The organism is Saccharothrix stipae, from assembly GCF_054781895.1.
Genome location: NZ_BAAGTN010000027.1, coordinates 21,570 through 43,408 on the forward strand (window position 1 = coordinate 21,570; position 21,839 = coordinate 43,408).

16 protein-coding genes and 1 pseudogene are annotated in these 21,839 nt (G+C 67.6%); 12 read left to right on the plus strand and 5 right to left on the minus strand.

What is annotated here, in order from left to right; translation table 11 throughout:
* Positions 1-440: 440 nt before the first annotated feature.
* The 3 genes from ACYVLT_RS37600 to ACYVLT_RS37610 all read left to right on the plus strand — a co-directional run bounded on the left by ACYVLT_RS37600 (position 441) and on the right by ACYVLT_RS37610 (position 2,667).
* Positions 441-1,094 carry a helix-turn-helix domain-containing protein gene (locus tag ACYVLT_RS37600; RefSeq protein ID WP_461124924.1) on the plus strand — a complete coding sequence of 218 codons (654 nt, stop codon included), beginning with the start codon at positions 441-443 and terminating at the stop codon, positions 1,092-1,094.
* Between the two features lie 50 nt (positions 1,095-1,144).
* Positions 1,145-1,450: an integrase gene (locus ACYVLT_RS37605; RefSeq protein WP_461124925.1), complete on the plus strand. Its 306-nt coding sequence runs from the start codon at positions 1,145-1,147 to the stop codon at positions 1,448-1,450.
* A gap of 107 nt (positions 1,451-1,557) precedes the next feature.
* On the plus strand, positions 1,558-2,667 hold the full coding sequence (locus ACYVLT_RS37610; protein WP_461124926.1) for an integrase core domain-containing protein: 1,110 nt from the start codon (positions 1,558-1,560) through the stop codon (positions 2,665-2,667).
* 124 nt (positions 2,668-2,791) lie between these two features.
* Here the strand turns inward: ACYVLT_RS37610 and ACYVLT_RS37615 are convergent, their stop codons facing one another.
* Positions 2,792-5,017, minus strand: coding sequence for an ATP-binding protein (locus ACYVLT_RS37615; protein WP_461124927.1), 2,226 nt, complete (start codon positions 5,015-5,017; stop codon positions 2,792-2,794).
* Positions 5,018-5,503: 486 nt separating this feature from the next.
* Here ACYVLT_RS37615 and ACYVLT_RS37620 point away from each other — a divergent pair, with 486 nt between their 5' ends.
* Complete coding sequence (locus tag ACYVLT_RS37620) at positions 5,504-6,319, plus strand: integrase core domain-containing protein (RefSeq protein WP_461124928.1); 816 nt, start codon at positions 5,504-5,506, stop codon at positions 6,317-6,319.
* On the opposite strand, the gene ACYVLT_RS37625 is transcribed toward ACYVLT_RS37620, so the two are convergent.
* The 3 genes and pseudogenes from ACYVLT_RS37625 to ACYVLT_RS37635 form a co-directional block, all read right to left on the minus strand.
* Entirely contained in the window at positions 6,206-6,766 is a 561-nt protein-coding gene (locus ACYVLT_RS37625) for an IS3 family transposase (protein WP_461124929.1), read from the minus strand. The genes ACYVLT_RS37620 and ACYVLT_RS37625 overlap by 114 nt on opposite strands.
* Positions 6,763-7,074, minus strand: a complete 312-nt coding sequence (locus tag ACYVLT_RS37630; protein WP_461124930.1) for a transposase — start codon at positions 7,072-7,074, stop codon at positions 6,763-6,765. Before ACYVLT_RS37630 ends, ACYVLT_RS37625 begins: the two co-directional genes overlap by 4 nt.
* A 94-nt stretch (positions 7,075-7,168) precedes the next feature.
* A pseudogene (locus ACYVLT_RS37635) lies at positions 7,169-8,078 on the minus strand (transposase).
* A gap of 209 nt (positions 8,079-8,287) precedes the next feature.
* Between ACYVLT_RS37635 and ACYVLT_RS37640 the strand changes: the two are divergent.
* Together ACYVLT_RS37640 and ACYVLT_RS37645 are read left to right on the plus strand one after the other, a co-directional pair.
* Positions 8,288-9,100: a hypothetical protein gene (locus tag ACYVLT_RS37640; RefSeq protein ID WP_461124931.1), complete on the plus strand. Its 813-nt coding sequence runs from the start codon at positions 8,288-8,290 to the stop codon at positions 9,098-9,100.
* A gap of 421 nt (positions 9,101-9,521) precedes the next feature.
* Positions 9,522-9,920 carry a tetratricopeptide repeat protein gene (locus ACYVLT_RS37645; protein WP_461125046.1) on the plus strand — a complete coding sequence of 133 codons (399 nt, stop codon included), beginning with the start codon at positions 9,522-9,524 and terminating at the stop codon, positions 9,918-9,920.
* A gap of 760 nt (positions 9,921-10,680) precedes the next feature.
* Here ACYVLT_RS37645 and ACYVLT_RS37650 read toward each other — a convergent pair.
* On the minus strand, positions 10,681-11,469 hold the full coding sequence (locus ACYVLT_RS37650; RefSeq protein ID WP_461124932.1) for a hypothetical protein: 789 nt from the start codon (positions 11,467-11,469) through the stop codon (positions 10,681-10,683).
* Positions 11,470-11,750: 281 nt separating this feature from the next.
* Here ACYVLT_RS37650 and ACYVLT_RS37655 point away from each other — a divergent pair, with 281 nt between their 5' ends.
* From ACYVLT_RS37655 to ACYVLT_RS37680, 6 genes are all read left to right on the plus strand, one after another.
* Positions 11,751-12,458: a hypothetical protein gene (locus ACYVLT_RS37655; protein ID WP_461124933.1), complete on the plus strand. Its 708-nt coding sequence runs from the start codon at positions 11,751-11,753 to the stop codon at positions 12,456-12,458.
* Between the two features lie 57 nt (positions 12,459-12,515).
* On the plus strand, positions 12,516-16,451 hold the full coding sequence (locus ACYVLT_RS37660) for an AfsR/SARP family transcriptional regulator (RefSeq protein ID WP_461125047.1): 3,936 nt from the start codon (positions 12,516-12,518) through the stop codon (positions 16,449-16,451).
* 84 nt (positions 16,452-16,535) lie between these two features.
* Positions 16,536-16,790 carry a hypothetical protein gene (locus tag ACYVLT_RS37665; protein ID WP_461124934.1) on the plus strand — a complete coding sequence of 85 codons (255 nt, stop codon included), beginning with the start codon at positions 16,536-16,538 and terminating at the stop codon, positions 16,788-16,790.
* Positions 16,791-16,884: 94 nt separating this feature from the next.
* Positions 16,885-18,519: a protein kinase domain-containing protein gene (locus tag ACYVLT_RS37670; RefSeq protein ID WP_461124935.1), complete on the plus strand. Its 1,635-nt coding sequence runs from the start codon at positions 16,885-16,887 to the stop codon at positions 18,517-18,519.
* A complete protein-coding gene (locus tag ACYVLT_RS37675) occupies positions 18,512-20,329 on the plus strand; it encodes an SPFH domain-containing protein (RefSeq protein WP_461124936.1) in 1,818 nt (605 codons plus the stop codon). The genes ACYVLT_RS37670 and ACYVLT_RS37675 overlap by 8 nt, the downstream gene beginning before the upstream one ends.
* Positions 20,313-21,839, plus strand: coding sequence for an Hsp70 family protein (locus tag ACYVLT_RS37680; protein ID WP_461124937.1), 1,527 nt, complete (start codon positions 20,313-20,315; stop codon positions 21,837-21,839). Before ACYVLT_RS37675 ends, ACYVLT_RS37680 begins: the two co-directional genes overlap by 17 nt.

Here is a 21,839-nt window from a genome sequence, read left to right on the forward strand (position 1 = left end):
GGCGATGCCCTGGGCCGCGCTGGACGGACTGCTCGGTCTCGTCCCCTGTGACACCGTCGGCTTCACCGAGTTCGACGAGCCCAACAAGGTCATCCTCACCGAGCAGTTCCTCGACCGCCCCGGCGAGCGCACCCTGGATCTCGACAACCGAGCACCCCACCACCCGTATACTGGTCGCACTACCAGGACTTCCTGCCGTGCAGCTACGCGGAGCACGCTGGCGATCTCAGGCGGGTCGTCCTGCTGTCGGACTTCTACACGCGTGCCGAACTGGCCAACACGCCCTTCGTCGCCGAGGTATGGGACGGCCACGGCCCCTGTGCCTGCCGATAACCTCATCCATGCAGGTAGAGGACGCGCGGCACCCAGGGCATCGAGGGGGCTCAGGGTCACGGTTGCCATCCGCCGTGGTGTCGGCCAGCACGGCATGATGATCGGCTGTGCTGCTCCGACTGGCCTACCTCGGCGTGACCAACACGTTCGCGCTGCTGCGCCTGCTGCCCCTGAGCGACCGGGACAAGGACACGGAGATCCTGGCGCTGCGCCACCAGATCATGGTCCTGCAACGCCAACTCGGAGACACCCGACCACGGTTCTCCCCCGCCGACCGGGCCATCCTCGCGGCACTGCTGCACCGACTCCCGACGCACGCACTTCGTCGACTCCGCCTACTGGTCCGCCCGGAGACAGTGCTGCGATGGCACCGAGACCTCCTCGCCCGCCGCCACGCAGCCCGATCCCGCCCCAAGCGGCCCGGCCGACCACGGACCATCCGCTCGATCCGACTCCTGGTACTACGCCTAACGCGCGAGAACCCCACCTGGGGCTACCGCCGCATCCACGGCGAACTACTCGTACTCGGCATCACAGTCGCAGCCTCCACCGTCTGGCAGATCCTCAAAGACGCCGGGGTCGACCCGGCACCAGAACGCGCCTCCACGACCTGGTCGGCCTTCCTCCGCTCCCAAACCGACGCGATCCTGGCCTGCGACTTCTTCGAGACCACCACCCTGAGCGGCACCCTGTGCCTGCCGATAACCCCATCCATGCTGGTGAGAGGCGTGAGCAGGATAAGGTCCAGGGATAGCCCATGAGGTGCTCGTGCTCCACGGCCTCGTCGACTGACGCGGCATGATCACCGGCTGTGCTGCTCCGACTGGCCTACCTGAGCGTGACCAACGCCTTCGCGCTGCTGCGCCTGCTGCCCATCAGCGACCGGGACAAGAACGTGGAGATCCTGGCGCTACGGCACCAGATCACGATCCTGGAACGCGAACTGGGCAAGGGCCGTCCGCGGTTCTCCCCCAGCGACCGGGCGTTCCTCGCAGCATTGCTGCACCGACTTCCCGTCGCCACGCTTCGTGGGCTCCGACTGCTGGTCCGTCCGGAGACGGTGCTGCGGTGGCACCGGGGCCTCATCGCCCGCCGCCACGCGTGTGCCTGCCGATAACTACATCCATGCAGGTTGAAGCCGTGTACAGCTTGTAGGGCCGAAGTACTTGTGGGCGCAGCCGCAGGTCCACCGCGCCGTCCGCCAACACGGCATGATGACCGGCTGTGCTGCTCCGACTGGCCTACCTCGGCGTGACCAACGCCTTCGCGCTACTGCGCCTACTGCGCATGAGCAACCGGGACAAGGACACGGAAATCCTGGCGCTACGCCACCAGATCATGGTTCTGGAACGCCAACTGGGCAACGCCCGTCCGCGGTTCTCCCCCGGCGACCGCGCGTTCCTCGCGGCACTGCTGCACCGACTCCCGGCCGCCACGCTCCATCGGCTCCGGCTACTGGTGCGGCCGGAGACGGTACTGCGCTGGCACCGACACCTCCTCGCCCACCGCCACGCAGTCGAGTCCCGCCCCAAACGACCCGGCCGACCACGAACCGTCCGCTCTATCCGGCTCCTGGTGCTGCGCCTGGCACGGGAGAACCCCACGTGGGGCTACCGCCGCATCCACGGAGAACTCCTCGTGCTCGGCATCAAGGTCGCAGCCTCCACCGTCTGGCAGATCCTCAAAGACGCCGGAGTCGACCCGGCACCCGAACGCACCTCGACGACCTGGTCGGCCTTCCTCCGCTCGCAGGCCGACGCGCTCCTAGCCTGCGACTTCTTCGAGACCACCACCCTGAACGGCACCCGACTGTACGTACTCGCGGTCATCGAACACGCCAGCCGCCGAATCAGGGTCCTGGGCGCCACCGCACACCCCACCGCATCCTGGGTCACCCAAGCCGCCAGAAACCTCGCCATGGACCTCGACGACGCAGGCAGCACCGCACGATTCCTGATCCGCGACCGCGACGGGAAGTTCCCCACCCTGTTCGACGCCCTCCTCGCCGACGCGGAGATCCAGGTCGTCCTCAGCGGAGTCCGCATCCCCCGCATGAACGCGATCATGGAACGCTGGATCCACAGCTGCCGCCGCGAACTACTCGACCGCACCCTCATCCGGAACCAACAGCACCTACTCCACGCACTACGCCAGTACGGGCACTTTTACAACACCCACCGACCCACCAAGGCATCGCCAACGCCCGACCGCTACAACCGCTGCCACCAGCCGTCACCAATCAAGCAGCGGTCACCCGACTCGACATCCGCCGTCGGCAACGACTGGGCGGCATCCTCAACGAGTACCACCACGCAGCCTGACCTGCACGGATGACGTTTTCGGCAGGTACACCGTCTAAGCCCGCGTCGCGGATGAGCTATCTGTGTCAGCGCCGCTCCATTCGGGCGACAATGTCGCGGCCGACTGGTCGGCTACCGAAAGTGAACTATGTCGGTTATTAGTCATTTGTAAGCAATTCCAACCGCTTGAGTTGTTCATGGACTCGCCCTACATCATCGGTTCTCTGCTGCGCGCCATACATCTGGACGGCTTCCAGCCATGCCTGGCGCGCCTGCTCGTGTTTGCCAAGCGCTGCCTGAGTTAGGCCGATGTTGGCAAGTGTATCTGCGGTGGCATATGAGTGGTCGAGCTTGCGATACAGGACCAGAGCCTGGCGGTACCTCTGTAGGGCCTGCTCGTAGTATCCTGTGTTGTGGTCGATGTCAGCTAGCTGTTTGAGAGCGTCAGCCTCGCCGTCCTGGTGACTGTTACTACGGGAGATTGCTAATGCTTCCTGGCAACGCTGGCGTGCTTCGCCATAGTCACCGATGTGCATGGCGATTCTGCCCATCTGGTTGAGAGTATCCGCCTGCCTAACTGGATTAGAGACCATGCCGTAAAGCTGAAGCGCGCGGGTTGCGTGGTTCAGTGCAGGTCGGTAGTCCCCTTGTTGTCCCAACGTGTCGGCAAGAGTTCGGTGTACGTGGGCCTGGCTGACGCGATCTCCATGTTGACGCGCCAAGGTGAGCGCCTGTTCCAGGTGCTCGACCGCTTTGCCGAGTCGCTTTTCCCTCAAGTAGGCGACCCCGAGAAGACGGTAGGCGAGAGTTCGAGCTTTGTGGTCGCCACTGCGGTTCGCAGAGATCAATCCTGCTTGCCATACCTCACGATTGCTCCGGCGGTGACCCCGCCGCCAGTGAAAGAGATCGAGCGTCCAAGCCAATTGCCATACAATGGTATGCCGGTCGCTTTCCGCAGCGACCTTCTGGGCGGCCAACACGCAATGATGCTCAGCATCGAACCAGGCCATGGCTGCCGTGCTGTCGGCCAGAGGGTAGGGGAGACATGCTGGTGTTGCGGGTTCGAGTCGTATGGGCTGACGATGAGGATCCAGATGCCTGGTGCCCAAGTGGGCGGTGTGTAGGTAGAAGTCTACGACTCGCCGCAATGCTGCCGTCCTTACGCTGTCAGATAGCAGTTGCCGTGCCTTCTCGGCGGCGTAATGACGGATCAAGTCGTGCATCGAGTAGCGGCCGCGGGGGTTGCGATTGATCAGCGATGCTTCTTCTAGACTCCGTAACACTTGTCGTGTGCGGATCGAGGGTAGGCCGGTGAGGGTGATTGCGGCAGGCAGACCGATGTCGGGGCCGGGTGCGATCCCGAGAAGTCCGAACACGGATCGCTGGTCAACTGTTAGGGTCTGATAGGACCAGGACAACACGGTCGACAGGCTAGTATGCGGGTCGTCCTCCTCCAGGGCGTCGAGACGCGATTCAGCTAGTTCCATAACAAGTTCCGACAGGCGGACGTCGGAGTAGGCGCCGGCCCGGCCGGCGACAATGCCGAGCGCCAGTGGAAAAGCCCCACACAATCTTATTAAATCCCGCACAGACCTCGGTTCAGTTGCTATTCGGGGCGCGCCTAGACGTCGCGTCAAGAAAGCATGGGCCTCATCGTCTCGCAGCGTGCCGAGCGTTAGGTGTTGAGCGCCGTACCGGGTGCTCAACCCAAGAAGAGCCTTGCGACTGGTCACCACAACGACTGACAAACCTTGGCCCGGCAGCAGAGGCACGACTTGTTCCATGTTGGCAGCGTTATCTAGCAAGATCAGCATCTGCTTCTGGGCGACGATGCTGCGGAACAGTCCTGCCTGAGCTTGCAGGTTGTCCGGGATGCGGGTGGGTTCGACTCCCAACGCATTCAGGAACCCGTGTAAAGCCACCTCGGGTGCCATCGGCGCACTGTCTGGGCTAAATCCGCGTAAATCCACGAATAGCTGTCCATCGGGGAATTGTGATTGCCGCATGTGGGCCCAGTGCACGGCTAGCCAGGTCTTGCCGATACCTCCAGCCCCACCGATAATTGATATCGACACAATAGAGTTGGTTTGCGGTGCCTGCGGCGTAGGTTTGATCGGTTCGACCTCTTCGGGCGGCGCGGTCGAAGAGACGGCCGACGGGATGCGCAACAGATCGTCTAGTTCATTCAATTGCTCAACGCGGCCCGCGAACGCGTCTGGCCTAGGCGGTAGCTGTCGCGGTACGACCGGACGGGGTCCTGAATGGAAGTGTAGTCCACCGTGTACCGCGCCGGCCTGCACCACGACGCTGGTCGTCGAGTCCGCGGAAACTTCATTGCGGATCGTAGTGACTTCATGCGGAACGATCTCTTCCCGCTTTGTCACTGCGGACACCTCCACAAGCCGCGCATTGACAGAAGTCGTCACGGTAGGCCTGTACCGGTACCGTTCCGACCTCAAGTAGGTTAGCGTAAGTTCCTCGCCCGGCCCTGGACACTTCACAAGAGTGATTGAGGCGTACGGCGTGACTAGTGCTGCGTGTGCCGCTCGAAAAGTCATCGCCGCTGGTAGAGCGAGGCACCACCGTCTTGGGACCATGGCCAGGTGATCGTGTCCCTGCTGTACAAGGCGACCCGGAAGCTGCTGTCCATCCCGTCGGTGCTCCTCCGAAGCGAGGCGGCGAAGAACGCCGAACTGCTCGTACTGCGGCACGAGAACGCCGTACTCCGTCGGCAACTCGCAGGTCGGGCCCGCTACGAGCCCGCGGATCGGCTCTGGTTCGCCGCCCTGTCCGGGTTGGTGGATCGTCACCGGTGGCGGGAGGTCTTTCCGGTTACACCGGGCACCCTGCTCGCCTGGCACCGCAGACTCATGGCTCGTAAGTGGGACTACTCCGCCCGTCGACGCACCGGACGCCCACCGACCCGAGCCGCAACCAAGAGGCTCGTACTGCAGCTCGCCAAGGAGAACTCCCGATGGGGTCATCGGCGGATCCAGGGCGAACTTGCCCGTCTCGGACACCGGATCGACTACTCGACGGTCTGGCGGATCCTGCACGACGCGGGCATCGACCCGGCACCACGCCGTGATGGCCCGACCTGGCGACAGTTCCTCACCGCCCAGACCCAGGGCATCATCGCGGCGGACTTCCTCCACCTCGACACCGTGCTCGGCACACGCCTGTATGCACTCGCGTTCCTCGAACACGGCACCAGACGCCTGCACATCACCGGCGTCACCGCCCACCCAACCCAGGTATGGACCACGCAACAGGCCAGGAACCTCGCCGCCGACCTCGGACACCGGACGGAGTCACTCCGATTCCTGCTCCGCGACCGCGACGGCAAGTACGGCCAGGCGTTCGACGCCGTCTTCCTGGCCGACGACCTGCGCATCATCAAGAGCGCGCCACAGGCGCCCCGGATGAACGCCCACTGCGAACGGGTCATCGGCACCATCAGACGCGAACTCCTCGACCACATCCTCATCACCGGCGAGAGCCACGCACGACAAGTCCTCAAGACCTACGAAGACCACTACAACCGACACCGCCCCCACCAAGCCCGAGACCAGCTACCACCCGAAGCTCAGCAACACCCCGCCGCGGTACACGACCTCGACACCCACAAAGTGCTCCGCACCCGCATCCTCGGCGGCCTCATCAACGAATACAAAGAAGCCGCCTGACCAGCAGCGATGACTTTTCGAGCGGCACAGGATCCGGGTGGCGTCGGCGACCCACAACCGGTCCGGCGCGGGTGCGCTGAAGTCCCGGTTCACCCGATCGGGCGCCGGTGCGGCCCGTGGATCCCGCCTTGTCGACGAAGCACGCCACTGTTTGCGCAGGAACGCGCCCTGCAGACCGACTTGGCGCATCAGCCGCTCGACCCGCTTGCGCGACACGCGGATGCCCCGGCGGCGCAGCACCTGGTGCACCCGCGGACTGCCGTAGGTCCCGCCCGAGGCGACGTGGATGTCGCTGATCTCGGTCGTGATCGCCCGGTCGTCGCGCTCGCGGCGGGAGGGTTCGGCCTGGCGGGCCACCCAGCCGCGGTAGGTGGAGGAGGCGATGCCCAGGACCCGGAGGACGAACTCGACCCCGAAGCGGTCGCGAAGCTGCTCGACGAGCTTCACGACCGTCGCCGGGTCGGGTCGAGTTCCGCCGCGAAAAACGCGGACGCGGACTTGAGGATCTCGTTGGCCCGCTTGAGTTCCGCGTTCTCCTTGCGCAGCCGGCGCAGCTCCTCGGACTCGGTCGCGGTGGGCCGGTCGCCGCGTTCGCCGCGGTCGGCCTCGTCCTGCCGGATCCAGTTCCGCAACGCCTCCGGGTGCACGCCCAGCTGCTCGGCCAGGCGCCGGATCACCGGTTTGGGATCCGACTCCCGGTACAACCGGACCGCACGGGCCCGCAACTCGTCGGGGTACTTCTTCGGTCGTGCCACGGACGACTCCCTTCAGGCCCTATCGGACCATGCCTGGAAAGCCATCGAGCTACCGGGGGAACGGGTCTGCTGCACGAGTAGGTGACAGTGGTAGTCACGCAGCCTGGCTGGCTGGCGTGGTCATGATTGTTTCGTATTCGATGGGGGTCAACCTGCCGAGGCGGGCTTGGCGTCTGCGGCGGTGGTAGGTGCGTTCGATCCAGGTCACGATCGCGATCCGGAGCTCGTCGCGGGTGTGCCAGGCGCGCCGGTCGAGAACGTTGTTCTGCAGCAACGCGAAGAAGCTCTCCATGGCGGCGTTGTCACCCGCCGCGCCCATCCTGCCCATCGAGCCGGCCAGCCCGTGGCGTCCGTGAAGTCGCGACGGACCAGGTCGTCGTGGACCGGCGGACCGGCCTTCTTCCCATTGCGGCCGCGTTTCTTGCCGAAGGCACTCCACCAGCCCATGGACGAGCAGATCCGCCACGCGGTCCGATCCGCCATCGACAGGCCGACGTCGCGCGCCTCGTCGGCCAGGAACCGGTATCCGAACTCCGGGTCGTCGCGGTGGGCGTCGAACAACGCGTTCGCCCGATACGCCTTGACCAGTTCGGCATCGGCGACCGGCCGGGCACGCCACCGGTAGTACGGCTGTCGAGCGATGTTCAAGACCCGGCACGTCACCGCGACGGGGATCCCGTCGGCGGCGAGCTCGTTCACGAGCGGGTAGAGCCTTTTCCCGGCAGGTTCGCCTGCGACAAGTACGCGGTCGCGCGGCGCAGGACCTCGTTCTCCTGCTCCAGCAGCTTGATCCGCTTGCGCGCCTCGCGCAGCTCGGCCGAGTCGTTCCTGCTCACACCGGGTTTGATGCCCTCGTCGGTGTCGGCCTGGCGCAGCCACTTGAACAAGGTCATCGGGTGGACCCCGAAGTCCTTGGCGATCTGCTCGACGGTCACGCCGGGCTCACGGTCACGGGCGACCCGCACGACATCGTCGCGGAACTCCCGGGGGTAGGGCTTGGGCACAGCGACATCCTCCCAGCTCGCCATCACGGCAAGCCGACTCAGATGTCACCAATCCGTGCAGCAGACCCAACCTCAGTTGCCGGGTGTCACGCGGCTACTGGCGGACGGCGGGAGTCGTCGTGTGCTGTATCGCCGCATTGACCGGGTGGGCTTCGCCGGGTTCCCGCCGCGGCGCAGACTATGGCCGCCGATACCTGTAGAACAACCACATGGCGGATTTCGCAGGGATGCTCTCGCGTGTGGCCACCCGGCGAGGGCTGGACGCGCGAGCGTTGGCGCAGGCCGTTGGCGTGCCGGACACGGAGCTGACGGCGGTGTTCGGCGGGGCGCAACCGTCTGCGTCACTGCTGCGCCGGCTCGCGCCAGTGTTCGGGCTGCACGCATCGGACTTGTTCCTGGTCGCTGGGGTCACGGTGCCCGATGACCTGGCGCCCGCGGGGCGTCATACGGGAGTCGAGTCGCTGGTGTGGGACCTGGTCTACCTACCGCAGGTTGGGCGGCGTGTGCATGAGTTGCTGCGGACGATGGTCGGGCAGGCGGGCACGCAACCAACTGGTGAGCTGGAGTACGACAAATGGTTCATGCCCGGCTTCGGTGCCGTGCTGCTTCGCTTGTTCGGCAACCGGAATATGGGCGTGAGTGCCGCTGTCAAGGTGCTGTACATGCTGGCCGGGTTTGGCCCGTGGTCTGCCTCGACGCTGAACATAGTGGGCAGAGGACGCAAGGTGCCTGGCGATCTGGTGGCCGCGTCTGCGGTCGTGCTCGGCATCCCGGCTGGTGACCTGGCCGCATTGGCCGGCGTGCAACTGCCCGAGCAGGCCAGGCCGACGGACCCTGCGGCATCCGAGGCCAGCGAGTTGATCTGGGAGGCCCGCAGCATACCGGGTCCGCAGATGGCCCAGCTGGTCGAGCAGTCGCACATCATTCGACATGAATACGATGACGTAGTGCCACCCAGCCTGGTGTGTCACTGCTCCTTGTTTCATGGACCGAGGACGTGGACACCGCCGACAACGCCCTGAACTGCAGTATCGGTTTGAGGCCCGGTACGGGCTCATCTGGTAGCCACCGAAGTACGGGTACGCGATCACCCGATGGCGCGTACCGCCGTCGCCAGCCTGCTCGTACCCGATGTAACTGGCCATCGTCGCATCGGTTCACCTGTCCAAGATGACCACGTGGCTGACGTTATCGTGCGCGGCAGATCAGCACGCCCGACTCGGTCCGCTCGACCGCAACCCCGGACAAGTGCGGCAGCAGCGCGTCCAACCAATGACGATCACACGCCGACCCTGATCGCAAACTCTCGATCAGCACGGACCGCCAGGTCGACGAAGTTGATCACGCAACCACTGACAGAGCCGTGAAGAATCTCCATGGGCGGCCACTTACCGCCCCGTAGATGGCCAGCGATCTCCCCGCTGGTGGCCGGACGCGATCACCCTGGGCCGGATGGGATCGGTGTACCGAGACCTGGGCAAGCTGTCGGAGTCGCTGGACCACCTCGAACGCTCGGTAGAGCTGCGGAAGCGGATCGGCGACCGCCACGGCGAGGGGTTCGGCTTGCACAGCCTGGCGCTGACCCGGACTGCACTGGGCGACCACCAGGAGGTGGTCCGGTTGCTGCACGAGTCGATCCTCGCCCACCAGGAGGTGGGGAACCTGCTCGGTGAGGCGGATGTCCAGGCCAGCTTGGGCGACATCCTGCGTTCGATGGACGAGATCCCGGCCGCGGTTGCCGCTTGGCGACGTGCCGCGGAGATCTACGACACGATCGGAAGCCCTCAAGCAGCCGCGATCCGCGCAGACCTCCAAGCATTGACCGTCCCCGAAGATCCGTGATCGACTGGGAATCCCGGCCCGGCTCGGCAGCCCGTGGGCGAACTGCCCGGCAACGTCCGCCGGGCGCTCGACCCGAAGCAGAACACCCGGCTGCCCTCGCCCGCCGCCACGCGGCCAAATCCCGCCCCAAACGGCCCGGCCGACCACGAACCATCCGCTCGATCCGCCTCCTGGTACTGCACCTGGCACGGGAGAACCCCACCTGGGGCTACCGCCGCACCCACGGCGAACTCCTCGAAACCTCCGGTTCCTCATCCGATACCGAGCCAGCCAGTTCAGCACCCTATTCGACACAGTCCTCGCCGACGCCGGCATCAAGGTCGTGAAGACACCACCACAGTGCCCACGAGCCAACCTGACGGTGGAGTTCGGCACCCCCATGCACGACGGGCTGGTCGCGGTCCTTGCGGCACGGTCGCATGGCGCGGTCCGCCGCGCGCGGCACCGCGTGGTCACCGCTATGCGCACCAAGCTGCGACGTCGCTGGGCCGATTACGAACGACCCGCACTCGCCGCCCTTGGGGCGTGGTGCCAACGAAACACCAACGGCTCGCTGCGCCAGTACTTTCTCAAGGGCAGCGGCCCTGCCGTCCGCACGACGCGCACCGCCCCGGCACGGGCCCGCACTGCGGACGTCTCGCTGCTCGGCAGCTTGATCACCGTCGACGAGAATGTCACCGGCGCGGTCACCACGCGGGCGCGTCGAGCTGGTGAACCTGCAGATCAACGGGATCCCCGTTCGTCAACCCCGCGGTCGACCTCAGCAGAATTCGACGCCGGTGGGTCCGGGGCAGGCCGCGAGCGCCCAGGCGTCGGAGGTCAGGTCACCGGCCGAGGACGTGACGGTCGCCGTGACGTAGCGGTCGGTCCGGGTGGTGTTCACCACCACGGTGCAGGTCGACGACGTGGACGTGCAGGACGACGGCAGAGGGGCGCCGCTCAGCGACCACGAGTAGGTGGCGCCGGGAGTCGGCGACTGCACCCGGAATTGGATGGTGGAGCTGTACGACGGACGTGGCGAGACGCAGGAGCCGCTGTAGACGGGCGGATAGGTCCAGTAGGGGTAGATCGTGCACTCCAGGCCGGCAGCCTGGTTACCGACCAGGGAATCGGCCCGGCCGGCCGCCTGAGCCGTCGAGGGCAGGGTGACGAGGGATAAGACTCCGACGATGGCCACGAGGGCGTACGACAGTCTCCGCACGAGTTTCGACTCCTTCGGGTGATGTGAGCCGGAACAGCCGTATCCAGCATCACCGGTCAGGGTGAACCGGAACAGCGACCGAACGGTGCGACCTCGGTCATCCGGGTGGCGGTGCAGCTCGCGTAGCTTGGTGGCCGACGCGCCATCCGTCTCTTCGACGAGTACCACGTACGCGTCGATCCGGGCGATGGCCGCGTCGTTCGGGTTCTTCCGGCGGACCGTCACGGCCGCCGTGCGCACGTTCGAGCGCGAGTTCCGGGACGCCGAGCGCGGTGCCACTATGGCGGCCATATCGGTGGGCCTGACCGTGGCCATTTCGCTCCGCGCTGTGCCTGCCGATGACTCCATTCATGCAGGTGAGAAGCGCGGGCAGGACACGAGCCCGGGATGGGCCGCGGGGTGCTCGTGTTCCACGGGCTCGTCGGCTCGCACGGCGTCTGGGGGGGACGGGGCGTACCGGCCGTCGACCAATCGGGTGGGCCGAGCGGCTGAACGGGCGACTTGTGCGTCATATGACTCGAAACGTGCGTGGGTTGGTCCGTACAACTGCGTTCACCGGGTCTCATCGTGGGGTGAACGATCGCTGCAGGTAGCTGGATCTGGGTGCGGTTCGGCCGTGAGGAGTCGTGATGCAGAGGCGACCGGTCGGCGATGTGAGCGTGAAGATCGGAGGGGACGCCCACGGTCCGGTGGCGGCCGGTGTCGGCCATGTGATCCATGTGAATGGCCCCGAGCGGGACGCGGCGGTTGGGCCGGAAGCGGGTCGGCGGCCCGATCTGCTGGCGGCGCATCGGGTTGTGGTGACCACGGACGTCCAGAGGTCGAGCTCGCGAAACAACGTCGGGCAGCGACGTATGCGCCGGGCGCTGGAGGAGTGCGTCCATGCGGGGGCTGCGGCGCTCGGGGTGGTTGGGGACAGTCTCGAGGTGGTCGACCGCGGTGACGGCGTGCAGGTGGTGATGCCGGAGGCGGTCACGCTGGTCGACGTCCTCGACACGTTCGTCGAGGCGGTCGCGAAGGCGTTGCGGGAGCACAACGCGGCAGCCAGTAACGCCTACCGGATCGTCCTGCGGGCCGCGGTGCACGTGGGTTACGTCGATCGGGTGGGTGGTGAGTGGTCGGGCACCCCGTTGGTGCACGCCGCACGCCTGGTGGACGCGCCCGAAGTGAAGCGCTCGCTCGAAGAGGCCGGCGACGCGTGCCTGGCGCTGGTGGTGTCGGACGCGGTGAAGCGCGTGGTGAACGAGGGCTACTGCCGGATCGGGCCCGCCGGTTATCGCCATGTGGCGGTGGTCGTCAAGGAGACCTCGTGCGATGCCTGGTGGCGGTTGCTGTAACGGGACCTCCGACGCCGGGTTTCCCATGTCACGAGGAGGAAGCGGGCAGTGAGCCGGATGCCGGACGACCTCGGACGGCCAGGCGAGCACGAAGGCGACAGTCGCCACGTGGACGTCGGCGGGAGCACCGACGGACCGGTGGTCGCGGGCGACTACAACTTGGTGATCAACGCGCGTGACGGGTCCTCCGTCACGGTCGGCATGGTGGAGCGGGATCGACCCGAGCCAGTGCGCCGGGATCGGATCCCTTCTCCTCCCCGGCGCACGCGGGAGCCGCTGACCGACCGCCTGTCACACTCCGGACAGGTCGAGCCTTCCAGTAGGGGGCGGGTGGAGATCCGGCTGTTGGACGGTGTCGGGATTCGCAGTGACGAGGGCGAACACAAGCTGCAAACAAGAACGCAGGAGTGCATGCTGGCCGTGTTGGCCTTGTCCCCGGGCAAACCGGTCAGCGTTGGGATGCTGATCGACTGTCTGTGGTCGCCAGACAACCCGGAACGCAAACAGGCCAAGAATCCTGAGTCCACCATCCGGACCTATGCCAAGCGCATCCGGAGTGCCCTCATCCGCGCGGGTGGCAGTGGCTCCTGGCTGGACAGCAGCTCACGTCCTGGGTTCTTCATGCTCGCGATCGACCCAATGCTGGTGGATTATCACCAGTTCCTGTTCTTGGCCGACGCTGCTCAAAAGGCCCGTGACCCAGACAGGTTTGACGAGGCGTTCGCCCTGTGGCGGGGCGCCCCGCTGGCCGGAGTTGGCGGTGATTGGGCCGACCGCCGCCGCCAGGACATGGTCACCCGGCACCGAACGGTCAAAGAGCACCACCTGCAAGCCTTGCTGGACAGCGGCCACGCCGACCGGGTGCTGCAAGAGTTGCACGTCCTGGTCGAGCACCACCCGACCGACGAGTTCTTACTCCTCGGTGTCCGCGCCCTGTCCGCACTCGGACGCCACATCGATGTTCCCGCCTGGATCGACCGCCTTACCGCCCTGATGCGCCAGGTCTACGGCGCCGAGCCCTCCGCGGGCACACTTGATCAAGCCCGCCACGCGACCGCCGCAATCCACCAGCACTCACCACCCGCACCCACGTTCACCGGCCACCAAGCCGCACCGAACGTCGTCCATGGCAGTCCTACGGTCGTGGTTCACGGCTACACCAGCTCTCCCGTGCTGGCGGGCCCCGCCGCGGTGTCGGTGGAGAACGCCGTCCGGGAGCACCGGCAGGTGACAGACCGGGTGTTGAGCGAGGGGTTCACCGGGCGGACATGGGTGCTCGCGGAGATCGACAAACGTCTGGCCGAGATGTCCGGTGGCTACGTCTGGGTCGAGGGGGACGCCGGGGTGGGGAAGACGGCGTTGGCGGCGTTCCTGGTGCTGGAGCGGGGGTGGGTGGGGCACTTCACCGGGGTGAGCAGGGGCGCGACGGTGCGTGTCGGGTTGCAGAACTTGGTTGGCCAGTTGGTGCGGCGGTGGACACTGGCGGACATCGCGCCGAGCGCGATGGTGCCGGAGTGGGCGTTCACCCCGGAGGGGTTCGACGTGGTTCTCCACGCGGCGGCCCAGCGTGCGCGGGCAGCGGGGAGCCCGTTGGTGTTGGTCGTCGACGGGGCGGACGAGGCGGAGATCGACGGGCAGCCGTGGGGGCTGCCGTCCGCGCTGCCGGACGGGGTCTTCGTGGTGGGCACCTATCGCACCGGCCACCCGCCGCCGCGCACCGGCGGCAACCAGGCCGTGGTGCGGCTGGCGGCCGATGATCCGCGTAACCGCCTCGACGTCGAGGCGCACCTGCGTGCGGTGCTGCCGCCGGAGCTTGCCGGCGAGGAGGTCCTGACCGCGCTGTCGGACCGGTGCCAGGGCGTCTGGGTGTACTTGCGCTACGCCGTCGAGGAACTGCGGAACGGGGTTCGCGACGTGCGAGACCTCGCCACTCTGCCCTCAGGCCTGTCCCGCTACTACACCGACACCGTGGACCGCTGGAGCCGGAGTCCGGACTGGGACGTAGGGCTGCTGCGGCTCTTGGGCGTCGTCGCCGTGATCGGAGAGCCGCTCGACGCCGCCGACCTCGCGTTGCTGACCGACGCCGATGAGACCGCGGTCCGGCGCTGGTGCCACAGCACCCTTCGGCCGTTCCTCGCCGCGGAGCGCGCGGGGCAGACGGCCCGCAGGTTCGCCGTCCACCACACCAGCCTGCGGGAGTTCCTGAACGGCCGCCCTCTGGACGACCTCGGGTCCGAGCAGGACTGGCACTGGAGCGAGACCCTTGGTGTGGCGGCGGCGACCGCACGTCACCGGATCGTCGACCACCACCTCGCCAGGTTCGGCGGACTCGACGCCGGGTTGCCGCGGCTGGCCGCCGACCTCGACCTGCTGACCGCGGGGTCGGCGTACGCGGTGCGACACCTGGCGGGCCACATGCTCGACGCCGGGCGGATCGAGGACCTCTGCCGGCTCCTCACCGCCGAGGGCCGGACGGGCAACCTGTGGTTCGCTGCCCACGAGCACGCCGACGCCGTCGACGACTACCTCGCCGACATCTCCGCCCTGTGGGCGCGGCTCGCACGCCGAACCGATGAGGCGCTGGCCGCGGGCAGACCCGCGCCGACGCTGGTGGAGGAGGCACGGTGCGCGCTCGCGGCCTCCTCGATCACCAGCCTCACCGCGAACATCCCGGCCGACCTGGTTGTCGCCTTGGTGAAGGCCGGGATGTGGACGCCGCAGCGGGCGGTCGCGCACGCCCGCAGGCTGCACGCCCCGCCTGCCAGGGCGCTGTTGCTCGCCGCGCTGGTCCCGCTCCTGCCGGATCACCTTCGTCCTCCGGCGGTGGCGTGGGCGCTGGCCGCTGCCCGTGATCCCGTCACCCACATCACCGGCGACGTGCTGACCCGGATCGCGCCGCACCTGACGGACGTGGCCGACGCGGTGTCGGTCGCGTCCCGGGTAAGGCACGGCGGATGGCGTGCCGCGGCGCAGGCGGCGATCGCGCGACGCCTGGACGGGCAGTCCAGGCGGAACCTGCTCCGGGACGCGCTGGACTCGGCGATGTCCGTTGCCGGTGAGCACGATCGCGCGGAGGCCGTCCGGCGGATCCTGCCGGATCTGCCCGATGACCTGGTCGATGACGCGGTGTCCGCCGCAGCCGGAACCACCCCGCCGCGCGAGGTGCCGCGGCCGCGGATCGGTGCGCTGCTGAAGAGCACCACCGCGGACGGCAGCGAACTCGCCCGGGTTAACGAAATCGTTGCTCTCATCCCGACAAGTTCCGGGGACGATCTCGCCGAGGTGCTGGCCGCCGCGACGGGGATCTCCGACCTCGACGCCCGGGCCATCCTGCTGACGGCGGTCGCGGCCCGGCTGCCCGTCGGCGAACGGCCACCGGTGCTCGCCGCCGCGCTGACCGCGGCCCGCACCATCACCACCGCCCCCGCCGACCCCGACCTCGACGAGGCCTTCGCAGCGGCCAACCGCCGGACCCGCGCCGGCGTGCTGGCTGGGTACGCGTTGCCCGACGAGCGCACCACCGCCGTGGGACACAGGCCTCCCCCGCCGCTCGTCCGCACGCTGTCCGAGATCCTGGCGATGGACGACCCGTTCCGCAGAGCTCGCGCGTTGGCTTCGGCCGCACCGGGTCTGACCGTCGCCGAGGTGGATGTGGCGCTTTCCGCCGCGGAACTTCTCCCCGAGGAGGCTCGGACGCGGGCGCTCACCGGCCTGGTGCCCGTCCTCGGCTCCGCTTCTCAGCTGGCACGGGCCGCGGCGGCGGCACCGAGCCGGGACCGTGGGCTGCTGGTCGCGGTGGTGACTCGCGCCGCGGCGGTCCTGCGAGGCCCGGACCTGGTCGTCCTGCTTCGCCGCACGATGCGGTCGGTCAGTCGGACGACTTGCCTCGCGCTTCTGGACCTGGCCGCCCCGAGGCTGGCGGAGCTCGCCGGTCCCGGGTTTCGCGACAGCCTGGCCGAGGCGGTCGACGACGCGCGGCGCTGGTGGCCGTGAGAGGAGCAGAACTCCTGACTCGGCGAGAGGTCGCGCGGGCGGCACCGGCAGATGGATGCTGCGAGCCGGCCTCAGGAATACCTCGTGGATGTCGTCGCGGATTCCATCGGACCCGTGGGCAGCGGAATCAGCGCTGAAGAGGTCAACACCCGGGTGATCGGCGACCTTATTCCAAGATCCCCTTTTCGGATCCGGAATCCGCAAATTTACGGCAAGGGCGGCCAGTTCCCCGTCATGACACCGTACTGGACACCTGATCATGAAGGTTTGGGCGCTGCGGAACGCAACGAAGCGACTGTCGTAGGGCAAAAGCGTGATAGCCGGACAATTTTGTTGTGAACCGGTCTAGAATCATCCTTGCGACGCACGGCGGGCAAGCGGGGTCCGCGCGTGGCACGCGTCGGGGGGACGTTCGTGTGCCGGAAGGTGACGAATGGTCATTGCGCAGGTTGAGGTATTGAGACCCGGTGATCCGAGACGCCTGGGGCCCTACCGGGTTCTGGGCAGACTGGGATCAGGTGGGATGGGAACGGTGTACCTGGCGGAGTCGTCCGGAGAACGGGTGGCCCTGAAGGTGATCCACTCGTCGCACGCAGCAGATCCCGTGTACCGCAAGCGGTTCACCCAGGAGATCGCGGCGGCGCAGGCGGTGCGCTCGGACTACACCGCAACGGTGGTCGACTCACAAGCGGTGGGCGACCCGCTCTACGTGGCCACGGAGGTGGTTCAGGGACAGGCGCTGGACCGTTTGGCGGTGCCCGGAAGGGGTTTGCCCGCCGAGCGCGTCGTCTCGCTCGCCCGCGACACCGCGCGGGCGCTGCGCGACATCCACAGGGAAGGGCTGGTCCACCGGGATCTCAAGCCCTCCAACGTGATGGTCGGCCCGACACGGGCCGTGCTGATCGACTTCGGCATCGCGACCACCGTCGCCGACATCGGTCGCCTGACGAGCACCGGGAAGGTGATGGGAACCCTGCCCTACCAGGCTCCGGAACTCGTCAAGGGAGGCAGCACCGCGTCGGTGAAGTCCGACATCTTCGCGTGGGGCTGCGTGGTCTTCTACGCCGCGACCGGGCGGGGGCCGTTCGGCGATGGCGCGGCGGGCGAGGTCATCCCGGCCATCCTCGGCGCGGATCCGGACCTGCGCGCGGTGCCGGGAGAGGTGCGCGAGATGGTCGGGCTGGCGCTGTCGAAACGGGCACGGGATCGGCCGGACTCCGACCAGGTGGCCGCAGAACTGGAATCGGGATCCGCGTCCGTGGTGGTCTGCGGTTCACCCCAGGACGCTTACGCGGTCCGGCTTCGGAAACTCTTGGTGGACAACGGCTTCACCGTACGGATCTCGACCATTCCGGACACCCTCAACGGTGCGGGTGTGCTGCTGATCCTGGACACCGACCGGCCCTCCCCGGAGACCGTCGACATGAGACAGGCCGCGGAATGGCGTAGCATCCCCGTCCGGCGGATCGTCCTGGCCGGTCCGCGGCAGCCGGACGCCTTTCTCGACGCGCGTGCCAGCGCATTGCCCGGTCCGGCCCATCTCGTGCAGCTACGCGCCCTGGTGCGCACGGAGCCTCGGACGCACGACGCCACCAGTCCGGTGGACCGCACGGCGGCGCTCATCGCGGCGGTGCGGACCGCATTGCGAGCGGGTGATCTCGTCACGGCCGACCGGCTGACCACCGACATGCTGCTGGCGGCAGCCGGGCGGTCGGAGGAGGGCTGGATGACCCGATCCCACGTCAACCACGTCGGAACGGCTTTCCTGCGCGACTTCGCCCGGGTGTGGCAGGAGGAAACCGGCGGCAGGCACGGTTTCCACGCCCAGCGAGCGCTGCTGCCGGAGAACTCGCGAAACAGGATGTTCACCCTGGCCCGTGCCTTCGGGTGGAGCAGTCAGGGCTTCATATCGGACGACTACGAGACGTGGGTGGCCGACCGCGGGGACGTCCCCGGGTTCTTCCCGACGCTGCGCTCACCCAAGCGGTCATACGGCTGGTACGACAACTGGAGCATGACGGTCACCGCGGTGCACGACCGGATCAGCGAGGAGCGGCGCAGTGGATGACGTCATCGGGTTCGTGGTGTCGGGGCTGTTCGTGCTGGCCGGGCTGGGTGTCCTCGTGCTGGTCGTACAGCAGGTCAAGCAGTCGGCCGTGAACGTTCCGCTGGGTCGGTTCGCCATCGTGACCCGCAGGTACAGCTCGTTCCGGCAGGCCGATTCCCTCGCAAAGGCGGTGGACCGGCAAAGCCGGTTGCTGCGCGGCGGTCGCATCTACTTCCGGCCACGCTGGCTCTTCCGGGTGGATGTGCAAGACATGATCAGCATTCCGGTCGACTCGATCGGGATCGTGCACGCCAAGATGGGCGGCTCACTCGAGCACGGGCAGCCCATCGCCCGGCACGTGCCGTGCGACCACTTCCAGGACTTCAAGACCTTCCTCGACAAGGACGGACAGCAGGGACCGCAGATCGAGGTCCTGCACAGCGGCGGCCAGTACGCCATCCACCCGACCGTCTTCGACGTGAAGATCGTCAAACGCACCTACGTCCCGCTGAGGACTATCGGCGTCGTGGTGGCCAAGGTGGGCGAGATCATGCCGTACGGCCACACACTCGCCCGGCACGTCGAGTGCGACTACTTCCAGGACGGGGTGAAGTTCCTCGACGACGGTGGACAGCAGGGACCGCAGCAGGCGTTGCTCCCCGGTGGGGGCTACTACGCCATCAACACCGACATGTTCAACGTGCTCACCGAGAACCACCTGGACCTCGAGACGGTCCCGCTGTCCCACCACTACCTGGAGCCGGAGGACCTGCGACTGGTGTCGGTGGAGAGCGAGGAGACCGGTGTCGTCATCGTCACCGAAGGCCTGCACCCGGTCAACGCTTCCGAGCCCGCGCCGAAGATCGAGGGCCACGAGAGCTTCCAGTTCCCCTGGATCTTCCTGGCCAACGGCGGGCAGTTCGGTCCGCAGTCGGAGGTGCTCCCGGGGGGCTCCACCTACGCGATCAACCCGTTCTTCGCCCGCGTGGTGCGGATTCCCTCGCGCGAACTGATCCTCTCCTGGGGGCGCAAGGACGTCAGCGCCGACCGCTACGACTCCGAACTGGATCTGATCGAGGTGACCCTGGACGGGTTCCACGTGTCGGTCGAGCTGACCCAGACCTTCGTCATCCCGCCGGAGACCGCGCCGCACCTGGTCAAGCGGTTCGGCGAGGACGACGAGGAGCACGGCACCGCGGGCGTGCGCAAGTCGGCCGCGGTGCAGCGCCTGGTCACCCGCCTGCTCGGTGTGGTGGTCAAGGGTTACTTCAACGAGGTGTCCAACAGCCACCTCATCGAGGAGTTCATCAGCGATCAGAACCAGGTCCGCGCCGAGTTGAAGACCCTGGTCGAACAGGCGCTGCGGGAGCAGAACGTCTCCCCCCGGCTGACCACCATCGGGGCGATCAAGTTCCAGTCCGACGAGATGAACGAGGAGTTCCGGCACATCGCGAAGCTGCGGCAGCAGAGCAGGCAACTCGGCCAGCAGTTGATCAACGCGGCGGTGGAGACGGACCTGGAGAGGGAGAGCATCAAGCAGGAGAAGCTGAAGCGGTCGGCGAAGCTCGAGGAGGACGTCCGCATCCTGGGCCGTGACCAGGTCGCGGCGGAGCGGATGGCGCGGATCGACGCGAGCCGCCAGGTCCCCCAGGTTCTCGTCGCGTCGAACGACCCCGGGGCCCTCGACCTCCCCAGGCGGGTCCGTGGCGTCTCGCGGCGTGACGGACAGCTTCCCGTGTGGGTGCTGGACACCGAGGACGTGCGGCCGCAGCCGGCGCAGATCACCGAGGCCTACGACCGGGAAGAGGACGAGCATGACGACCCGCGCTGACCGTCCCCGCCTGGGAATCGACCTCGGCACGACCGCCACGTGCGTCTGCGTGGTGGACAGCGCCGGGGAGGCCAGGGTGCTGACCAACCGGGAGGGCCGCGCAACCACTCCGTCGGCGGTCTACCTCGGTGCGGACGGCACGGCGGCGGTGGGTGAGCTCGCGCTCGACCAGCGCGTACAAGAGCCGGGGCGGGTGATCACCGAGATCAAGCGCGAGATCGGTGGCGACTACACCGTCGCGGTCCCCGGCGGGCACCTGCGGCCCGAACAGATCTCGGCCCTCATCCTGCGGCAGGCCGTCGAGGACGCGCTCGAGACGCTCGGCACCGAAGTGCCCGCCGACGGTCCGCTCGCCAGCGCCGTCGTCACGGTCCCTGCCTACTTCGGGACGGCGGAGCGGGCGCGCACTCGCGAGGCGGCCCGCATCGCCGGGCTGGACGTGCTCGACCTGGTCAACGAACCGACCGCGGCGGCGCTGGCCAGCGGCCTGCGCGGCACGCCCGCCGGTCGGGCGGTCCTCGTCTACGACCTCGGGGGCGGTACCTTCGACGTCACCGTCGTGCTCATGTTCCCCGACGAGGTCCGTGTCGTGGCGACCGGCGGGGACGCCCGTCTCGGTGGCGCCGACTGGGACCGGGTGCTCGTCGACCTCGTCCTCGACCAGCTGGGTGACGTCTCCGTCGAGGAGGATCCCCGGACGTCGCCGCGACTGATGGCGGCTCTGCTCGGCCAGGCGCAGGCGGTGAAGGTCGCGCTGTCGACCTCCACCGAGCAGATGCTGACCCTGCGGACCGCGCAGGGCCGCGTGCACCGCATGGTGATCTCCCGCAGCGACTACGAGAAGGCCACCTCCGACCTGCTCGACCGCACCATCGACTTCACCGCCGACCTCATCGAGCAGGCCCGCGCCGCCGGGGTGTCGACGATCGACGACGTCCTGCTGGTCGGCGGGATGTCACGAACGCCCGCCGTGGCGAGAAGGCTCGACGAGGCGTTCCCGCGCCTACCCGCGCCCCGGCTCGCGGCCGACGCTGAACTGGTGGTCGCCAAGGGCGCCGCCCAAGTCGCTGCCGGCGAGTCGCGCAAGGTTGTGGACGTGACGTCCAAGGGGTACGGAGTGCTGATCACGCGCGACGCCGCTCGCCCCTCACTCGGCAGCGCGGTGCACTGGATCATCGCCCCGAACACCCCGCTGCCCACCAGCGGACGGCACACCTTGTGCACCGTGCGCGACAGACAGGCCACGATGCGGATCGCCGTCTACGAGTCCATGACGGATGTGCTGTCCGACGACGAAGCCGACCACCTCCGGCTCGACGAGCGCACCATGGAAGGGCTGCCGCAGGACGGCAGACGCGGCGACCCGGTCGAGCTCGACTTCTCACTCCGCGCCGACGGGGTGCTGCGGATCGACGCCCGCGCGGCCAACGGCGCGCGGCTGGAGATCGAGACCCAGGTCCGCGGTCGCGACACCGACACCGTCGCACCGCTGCCCGGTCTGCGGCGGTGA